The sequence below is a fragment of the Bradyrhizobium sp. genome (assembly GCF_049586575.1).
Taxonomy (GTDB): Bacteria; Pseudomonadota; Alphaproteobacteria; order Rhizobiales; family Xanthobacteraceae; genus Bradyrhizobium.
This window is the reverse complement of record NZ_JBAVCF010000559.1, coordinates 1-7,838: the sequence shown is the minus strand read 5'-3', so window position 1 is coordinate 7,838 and position 7,838 is coordinate 1. Positions and strand designations below refer to the sequence as shown.

General features: G+C 61.2%; 9 protein-coding genes. 3 read left to right on the top strand and 6 right to left on the bottom strand.

The window, feature by feature from the left end; all coding sequences use genetic code 11:
- Positions 1 to 107: 107 nt before the first annotated feature.
- The 3 genes from WB528_RS21190 to WB528_RS21180 form a co-directional block, all read right to left on the bottom strand.
- Positions 108 to 446 carry a P-II family nitrogen regulator gene (locus tag WB528_RS21190; protein ID WP_423890372.1) on the bottom strand — a complete coding sequence of 113 codons (339 nt, stop codon included), beginning with the start codon at positions 444 to 446 and terminating at the stop codon, positions 108 to 110.
- Between the two features lie 310 nt (positions 447 to 756).
- A complete protein-coding gene (locus WB528_RS21185; protein ID WP_423890370.1) occupies positions 757 to 2,061 on the bottom strand; it encodes an ammonium transporter in 1,305 nt (434 codons plus the stop codon).
- Between the two features lie 79 nt (positions 2,062 to 2,140).
- Positions 2,141 to 2,479, bottom strand: a complete 339-nt coding sequence (locus WB528_RS21180) for a P-II family nitrogen regulator (RefSeq protein ID WP_304743697.1) — start codon at positions 2,477 to 2,479, stop codon at positions 2,141 to 2,143.
- Between the two features lie 308 nt (positions 2,480 to 2,787).
- Here WB528_RS21180 and WB528_RS21175 point away from each other — a divergent pair, with 308 nt between their 5' ends.
- On the top strand, positions 2,788 to 3,654 hold the full coding sequence (locus tag WB528_RS21175) for a GYF domain-containing protein (RefSeq protein WP_423890369.1): 867 nt from the start codon (positions 2,788 to 2,790) through the stop codon (positions 3,652 to 3,654).
- A 6-nt stretch (positions 3,655 to 3,660) separates the two neighbouring features.
- Here the strand turns inward: WB528_RS21175 and tesB are convergent, their stop codons facing one another.
- A complete protein-coding gene (tesB, locus tag WB528_RS21170; protein WP_423890368.1) occupies positions 3,661 to 4,521 on the bottom strand; it encodes an acyl-CoA thioesterase II in 861 nt (286 codons plus the stop codon).
- A 193-nt stretch (positions 4,522 to 4,714) separates the two neighbouring features.
- On the opposite strand from tesB, the gene WB528_RS21165 reads away from it, so the two are divergent.
- Positions 4,715 to 5,935, top strand: coding sequence for a ubiquinone biosynthesis hydroxylase (locus WB528_RS21165; protein WP_423890367.1), 1,221 nt, complete (start codon positions 4,715 to 4,717; stop codon positions 5,933 to 5,935).
- 5 nt (positions 5,936 to 5,940) lie between these two features.
- Here the strand turns inward: WB528_RS21165 and WB528_RS21160 are convergent, their stop codons facing one another.
- Positions 5,941 to 6,882 carry an alpha/beta hydrolase gene (locus WB528_RS21160; RefSeq protein ID WP_423890366.1) on the bottom strand — a complete coding sequence of 314 codons (942 nt, stop codon included), beginning with the start codon at positions 6,880 to 6,882 and terminating at the stop codon, positions 5,941 to 5,943.
- Between the two features lie 2 nt (positions 6,883 to 6,884).
- Entirely contained in the window at positions 6,885 to 7,082 is a 198-nt protein-coding gene (locus WB528_RS21155) for a Trm112 family protein (RefSeq protein ID WP_423890365.1), read from the bottom strand.
- Between the two features lie 444 nt (positions 7,083 to 7,526).
- On the opposite strand from WB528_RS21155, the gene WB528_RS21150 reads away from it, so the two are divergent.
- On the top strand, positions 7,527 to 7,772 hold the full coding sequence (locus WB528_RS21150) for a PilZ domain-containing protein (RefSeq protein ID WP_423890364.1): 246 nt from the start codon (positions 7,527 to 7,529) through the stop codon (positions 7,770 to 7,772).
- Positions 7,773 to 7,838: the final 66 nt, after the last annotated feature.

Below are 7,838 nucleotides of genomic sequence, written 5' to 3'. Positions count from 1 at the left end.
CGGTGGCGGCGAACACGCCGACGGCGAGAGCCGCCAATCCCGCGCTATAGCGACGCTTGAACGTCATTTCGTTTTACTCCTGATTGGAAAAGGTTGAGCGCGCGGGGTCAGAGCGCCGCAGCGTCGGCTTCGCCGGTACGGATACGGACCGCGCTTTCGAGATTGATGACGAAGATCTTGCCGTCGCCGATCTGGCCGGTCTTGGCCGCCGTCGTGATGGCCTCGATGGCCTTGTCGACCTGATCGGATGCGATCGCGACCTCGATCTTGATCTTGGGCAGGAAGCTGACCGCGTATTCGGCGCCGCGATAGATCTCGGTGTGACCCTTCTGGCGGCCATATCCTTTTACTTCGGTGACCGTCAGACCGTGAACGCCGATGCCGGTCAGGGCGTCACGGACTTCTTCGAGCTTGAATGGCTTGATGATCGCCATAACGATTTTCATGGGTCTTGATCCCCGCTTGGACCCGGGCGAGCGGCGACCGGGCAATCTGGACTGGGTTCACCACGCAGAGGGAGGTCACGACGCGGGCACAGCCAAAGTCGGTAGAATCAAATGCCGTGCCAGTTCCGCTGCTGATGGAAAGGTCTTTGAACGCGGAGATTTTGGCGCTGATGGCGCCCAGGCGGAGCCATGCCGGCGAATGCCGCCCAAACCTTAGGCAGACTAGCTCATGGATTGTGCATAGCGGGATCACCCGCCATCCCGTTGCTCAGCGCACGGGCAGAGGAATGGTATCCAGGTGGGTCCCGGTCTACTGAAGCGCCTCGCCATGCTGCGAGATATCGAGGCCTTCCAGTTCCTGCTGCATCGAAACCCGGATCGGAACGAACAGGCCGACCAGCCTGAGCAGGATGTAGGTCACGACCACCGACCAGCCCAGCGTGACGGCCACACCGTAAAGCTGGGTCAGCAAGAGATGCGGGTTGCCCTCCAGAAGCCCGGACGTCCCGCCGATCGAGGCGGTCGCAAACACGCCTGTTGAGAGGATACCGGTCATGCCCCCGATGCCGTGGACGCCGAACACGTCCAGTGAATCGTCGTAGCTGAGGCGGCGCTTGAGCCAGGTGCAGGCCCAGAAGCATACGCAGCCCGCGATCACGCCGATCAGGATGCCGTGCCAGGGCGCAACGAAACCCGATGCGGGCGTAATCGTGCCGAGCCCCGCGACGGCGCCGGAGATCATGCCGAGCACGGACGGCTTGCGCTGAACTGACCATTCGATCCCGCCCCATGTCAGCGCGCCGGCGCAGGCCGCCAGATGCGTTGCGGTGATCGCCATGACCGCGCGCGAGTCGGCGGCCAGTGCCGATCCGCCGTTGAAGCCGAACCAGCCCACCCACAACAGGCCGGTGCCTATCACCGCCAGCGACAGATCGAATGGCGACAGATTTTCCGTGCCATAACCGCGCCGCCGTCCGACCACCATCGCCGCAACCAGGCCACCGGCGCCGGCGCTCAGATGCACCACGAGGCCACCGGCAAAATCGAGAACGCCGGCGGCTCCGAGGAAACCTCCACCCCACACCCAGTGGGCCAGCGGCACGTAGACGAAAATGAACCAGCCAATGGAAAACAGCAGGTAAGCCGAGAACCGCATGCGGTCCGCGACGGAGCCTGCGACCAGCGCCACCGTGATGATCGCGAACGTCATCTGGTAGAGCATGAACAGGCCTTCCGGAATCGTCTTTGCCGCCGGATTGACGCTGTCCATGGTCATGCCCGCGAGAAACCAGCGATCGAGGCTGCCAAGCAGAGGGCCATCGCCGACGAAAACCAGCGAATATCCGAAGGCTACCCAGAGAATCGAGATCAAGGCTACGGCGGCGAGGCTCTGCGCCATCGTGCCCAGCACGTTCTTCTTCCGCACCATGCCGGCGTAAAACAGTGCAAGTCCCGGGATGGTCATCATCAGCACCAGCGCGGTCGCAACGATCATCCACGCGGTATCGGCGGGGCTAATGGCGGAGTTTGCAGCGAAAGCCGGCGTTGCGAACGAAAAGGCGGCCAGCAGAACCGGCGCAGCCAGCTTCGCTGCACGACAAGAGTGTCCCCCCATTGATATTTCCCCACCCAGATAAGTTGTTATTCGCTCGCCCTGGCGCCGTTGCCCGGGCGCGAATGTTGGAATTGAACCACTAGAGCGCGTCGCTGTCGGTCTCGCCCGTTCGTATGCGCAACGCATGATCGATCGGCGTCACGAAGATCTTGCCGTCGCCGATCTGTCCAGTGCGGGCGCTGGCTGTAATCACTTCGACGGCTTTGTCGGCGATATCAGATGCCACCGCGATCTCGATCCGGAGTTTGGGCAGGAAGTTCACGACGTATTCCGCGCCACGATAGATTTCGGTGTGGCCCTTCTGCCGGCCGTAGCCCTTGACCTCGGTGACGGTCATTCCGTGGACGCCGATAGCGGTCAACGCCTGCCGGACCTCGTCCAGTTTGAATGGTTTGATAATGGCGACAACAAGCTTCATGTTCAGGCCTTCTTTCCCGGATTTCGAAGGTCGGTCAAACCGTGACAGCCGCCCGGCGTCTCCTTCACCCGGTCCCACAATAAGTGGCTGGCTGACCGAAAAACAATTGCGAAATTGCCGCTTCGGCCGACAGTCCCCTGTAGCGGCACAGGGGTCATCTGCCAAGGCCGGACCGCCGGCAACGGGAATGCCGGGTCCCCCTGGAGGCTGACGTCTGAACTTTTGCTTTGACCTGGTCTTTTTGCCGGACATTGTAGGGTAAGGCGTGTGGGCACCAGTGGTCGGCACGCCCTTCTCAGGGGGGAAGGATGCCAGATCGATCATGGTACTGCGCCTATCAGGGCCAGCAGCACGGACCTTATCCAGACGTTCAGTTTCGCCGGTTCATCGCCGCCGGCAGGATTGGCGCCGACACGCTGGTCTGGACCGATGGCATGGGGAGCTGGCAAAAGGCCGGCGACATTCCGGGCCTACTATCCCCGGCCGGTAGGCCGCCAGCCGTGCCGGGCAGAATGCCCGGGGCGCAGCGGGCAGATGGCAGCGGATCGCTGTCGATCGACTTTGGGATTTTGGACTTCGTCAGACAGTTTCTGATGTTTTTCGTCGGCGCGATCCTCGTCATTCCGCTGCCTTGGGTTCTGATCCGCAATCTCAGATGGCTTGCTTCGGTGACCCATGTTCCGGGAAGACTCGGCCTTTCTTTCACCGGCCATGCGGCGACGATCCTGCCCTGGTACTTCGGCGCGGTCGTCCTTGTCATCCTGCTCAACTACTTCATCCCGCTCGGCAACAGGATTTCGGTTCTGGTTGAGATTGGATTGGCATGGCTTGGCATCCAGTGGTTTGTCGCCAATCTGGCGTCCAACGACGAGCCGCTGGGCTTACGCTTCTCGGGCTCGTTCTGGGGCTATCTGGGCTGGGGCATTCTGAGCGGCCTGTCCGTCCTCACCATCATCGGCTGGGCCTGGGTTCACACCGCGCAGATACGCTGGATTTGCCGGCACATCGAAGGCACGCATCGCGAGATCGTCTATAAGGCCACGGGCCTCGAATATCTGTGGCGCGGAATAGTTGTCTTCATCGGATGCGCGCTCATCATCCCGATTCCGTGGGTGATGCGCTGGTTCATGCAGTGGCAGGCCTCGCAGACCGTCCTCGTCGAACAAGGGGCTTGACGGACGTTATCTGCGCTCGCGTACCGAGCCTTCCTGGGCGACGGAAGCCACCAGCGTGCCGTCCGGCTTGAAGATCAGGCCGCGGGTCAGGCCCCGGCCGCCCTGCGCGCTCGGCGAATCCTGCGAATAAAGCAGCCACTCGTCGGCGCGAAACGGCCGGTGGAACCACATTGCGTGATCGAGGCTCGCCGGCATCATGCGCTTGTCGAACAGCGTGCGGCCATAGCGCGCCATGACCGCATCGAGCAGCGAGAAATCCGATGCGTAGGCGAGCGCGCACATGTGAAGCGCCGGATCGTCGGGCAGTTTTGCGGCAGTCTTGATCCAGACATGGATGCGGCCATCGTCGATCTTCTGGCCGAAATAACGGCCGAGTTCGACCGGCCGCAATTCGATCGGCCGGTCCGATTCATAATAGCGGCGGATGAAGTCCGGCATGTCGCGGAACATCGGCTGCTTCGCCATTTCCTCAGCGGTGAGTTTGTCCGGCGGCGGCACGTCCGGCATCTTGTCCTGGTGGTCGAACGCGCTGGGCTCCTCGACGTGAAACGACACCATGACCGAGAAGATCGCATGGCCGTGCTGGATCGCGGTCACGCGCCGGGTCGAATAGCTCTTGCCGTCGCGCAATCGCTCGACCTCATAGATGATCGGGATCTGAGGATCGCCCGGCAAAATGAAGTAGCAATGCAGGGAATGCGGCAGTCGGCCTTCAACCGTGCGGCACGCCGCGACCATGGCCTGCCCGATCACCTGTCCGCCGAAAACCCGCTGCCAGCTTGTTTTCGGGCTGTTGCCGCGAAACAAGTTCACTTCGATCGGTTCGAGGTCGAGGACGGAAATCAGGTCGATCAGGCTTTTGGACATCGGAATCGTTCTCTCTCGTCAATCCGCGTTGACCGGCGGTCTCAAACCCGAAATCTGCGGTTTTGTCATATTCCGGGTTCGCGGGCCCATCGTAGTCCCGGATTCGCGCTTGGCCCCTTGCTTATAGAGCCTGTTTCGCCCAGCTATAATAAGGTAGCAAGCCGAGTTTTATATAGTTCGAGTACGGTTCAGCATGTCGGTTCAGCGAGGCATTGTCATCGGCGGCGGCGCGTTTGCGGGACTGACGCTCGCATTGGCGCTGCGTCAGGGCCTGGGCCCCGATTTTGCCATCACAGTTGCCGATCCCGCGCTCAGCAGCAGGCCGAGCCGCGATCCGCGCGCGACCGCCATCGTCGCAGCCTGCCGCCGGCTTTTCGAGGTCGTTGGCGTCTGGAACGATGTCGCAGACGGCGTGCAGCCGATTCTGGAGATGGTTGTCACCGATTCGAAACTGCAGGACGCGACGCGACCGGTATTCCTGACATTTTCCGGAGATGTCGAGCCGGGCGAGCCTTTCGCGCATATGGTCGAGAACCGCCATTTGATCGATGCGCTGGTTCAGCGCGCGACCGCCGAGGGGATCGATCTTCGCGGATTGGCGGTTTCCGATTTTACCACCCACAGCGGCGGGATCGATGTGACGCTTTCGGACGGCAGCGTCATCGAAGCAAGTCTTCTGGTGGCAGCCGACGGGGCGCGATCGAAATTGCGCGATCGCGCCGGCATTGCCACGCATGGGTGGGATTACGATCAGTCCGGGATCGTGGTTACGGTCGGCCACGAACGCGACCACCAGGGCCGCGCCGAAGAGCATTTCCTTCCCGCTGGCCCCTTTGCGACGCTTCCGTTGTCCGGAAAGCGCTCGTCGCTGGTCTGGACCGAAAAGCGCCATGAGGCGGCGCGGATCGTGGCGCTCGGCGAAGAGGAGTTTCACGGCGAGCTGGAGCGGCGATTTGGTCTGCACCTCGGAGAGGTGAGGGCGCTCGACAAGCCGCGTGCTTTTCCTCTTGGCTACTTCGTGGCGCGATCCTTCATCGGCGATCGCCTGGCACTGGTGGGCGATGCCGCCCATGTGATTCACCCGATTGCCGGGCAGGGGCTCAATCTGGGTCTGAAAGATGTGGCCGCGCTGGCGGAAGTCGTCGTCGATGCGGCCCGGCTAGGCATCGATCCCGGTCAGGTCGACGTGCTCGAGCGCTATCAGCGCTGGCGACGGTTCGACACCATGGCAATGGGCCTGGCGACCAACTCGCTCAACTTCCTGTTCTCCAACGAATCGACGCTGCTGCGCACGGTGCGCGATATCGGGCTCGGTTTGGTCGACCGCGCCCCGCCGCTAAAGGGACTGTTCATTCGCCAGGCCGCCGGACTTGCCGGCGAAGTTCCGCGGCTCCTGAAGGGCGAGGCTCTTTAGGACTTTCAGCGTGTATCGTCGGCCTGAATGAAGGCGGCGACGGCATCAACCAGCGCCGCGTCGATCGCACGCTCCGGCTGATTGTAAGCGGCCATATTGTCGTTCTCGTCGGTAACGTCGACCAGCACATGGTTCATGTCCGGTTGCCAAAGCGTTTTCGCCAACGGCGAAGCCGCAGTGAGCGCGAGAAAATCCAGTCGCGCCACCTGCAAATCACGGCCGCCGCCGACGATCAGCGTTGGCCGGTCAATCGACTTCAAGGGATCGATTGGATCGACGGTGAAGGCCGAAGCCAGGCTCGGTTGCATCGAGGGGTCAATCGCAAGACCCCGCGGCGGCGGATCGACGATCTGCCCGGCCATGATGCTGTCGATAGCCCTCAAGATCGGATCGAGAATCTCGCGCGGAATCTGCTTTTTTTCGAGTTGCGCCTTCACCAGGTCTCCCTGACGCCGTGCCGCCGTCACCAGAAGAACCAGCCGATCTATCGGGACCTTCTGTGCAGTCAGGATCGCAACCAGGCCACCCTCGCTGTGTCCGACCACGACGACACGGCCAAATTTTCCGCTGCTCTTCAGGTAATTCACCAGCGATACGGCATCGTCGACATAGTCTTTGAATCGAAAATCCTCAGGCTTTCCGAACTCGGGCTTCCATCCGCCGGCGCCGCGCTTGTCGTAGCGAAGCGTCGCTATTTTCCGCGCCGCCAATTGTTCGGCGAGTTTCTTCAAGGTTGCGGGCTTGGCCTGCGGCCCGTTGCCGTCATGATCGGTCGATCCCGAACCTGCGATCAACAGCGCCACCGGCGGCCGTTCGACGTCGGGCGGCGTTGTCAGGAACGCATCGATATTGCCGACGCGAATCTGGCTCTCGCTGTCGGATGCATTGGCGATCCCGCCGCAAAGTCCGATGACCGCCAGCGCAAAGAGGAGCGCGCGTTTGCGCATGGCTATTCCATCTTTCTGGCCTCTTCGGGCAGCATGATCGGAATGCCGTCGCGAATGGGATAAGCAAGCTTGGCCGCGCGTGAGACCAGTTCCTGCCGCACGGCATCGTATTCGAGCGGACCCTTGGTCATCGGGCACACCAGGATTTCCAGCAGTTTGGGGTCGACGGTGCCTTCGGGGCGTTCGGGCAAGGCAGTCATGCTGCGGTCTCCGGGCAACTGCGAGTGCTGTAATCAGCGCACCCGCTAGTGGGGATGCGAATGTTAGAATCGGACCATAGTGTCCCGATTCGGAAGTTCGTAGCATTTTTCGGAGCCACGTTTCGAATTTCGGAATCGAAAGGACACTAGCAAACCTATTGATCTAGTGTGGCTTTGGTCCAGAAGTCCGCATGACGAACTCGTAGCGATAACGATGCGGACTTATAGGCCGCCACACCAGGACGACCCCTGTATCATATTCGGCCGAAACGTGGAGCCGTGCCAAAGCCTCTTGGAGGCGGCATTTCCGGAAGAGGATCGGGGTAAAGGAAATTCGAACAGATCCGATCAATTGCAAGCAGAACTAATAGGTGAATTCCAATATTTCTTCGGTAAGACCGCAAGGCACCAAGTGGTCTCCAATCCGGGCGGGCAAGGATCGACATGTTTGTAAATCGACGTCAGAGCGAACGCCGCGTATGCCGGAGTTTTGCCAAAATTCAATTTGGGACCGGCTCTTTGCCGCGCGACTGCACGATCACGGATATTTCAGCCGGTGGCCTGAAGGTCATCGCCGAGCATCTTGATGTTCCTCCCGAGTTCACCATCATCATGTCGCAGGGCCGGCCGCGCCAATGCCGGCTGGCATGGCGGATTGGCTACGAGTTCGGCGCCCAGTTCGTCGACTAGTACCGCCGATCCGAAGTCCCTGCGCCACAAGCGGCGAATTCGATCAGGGACTTCAGATCGACAAAG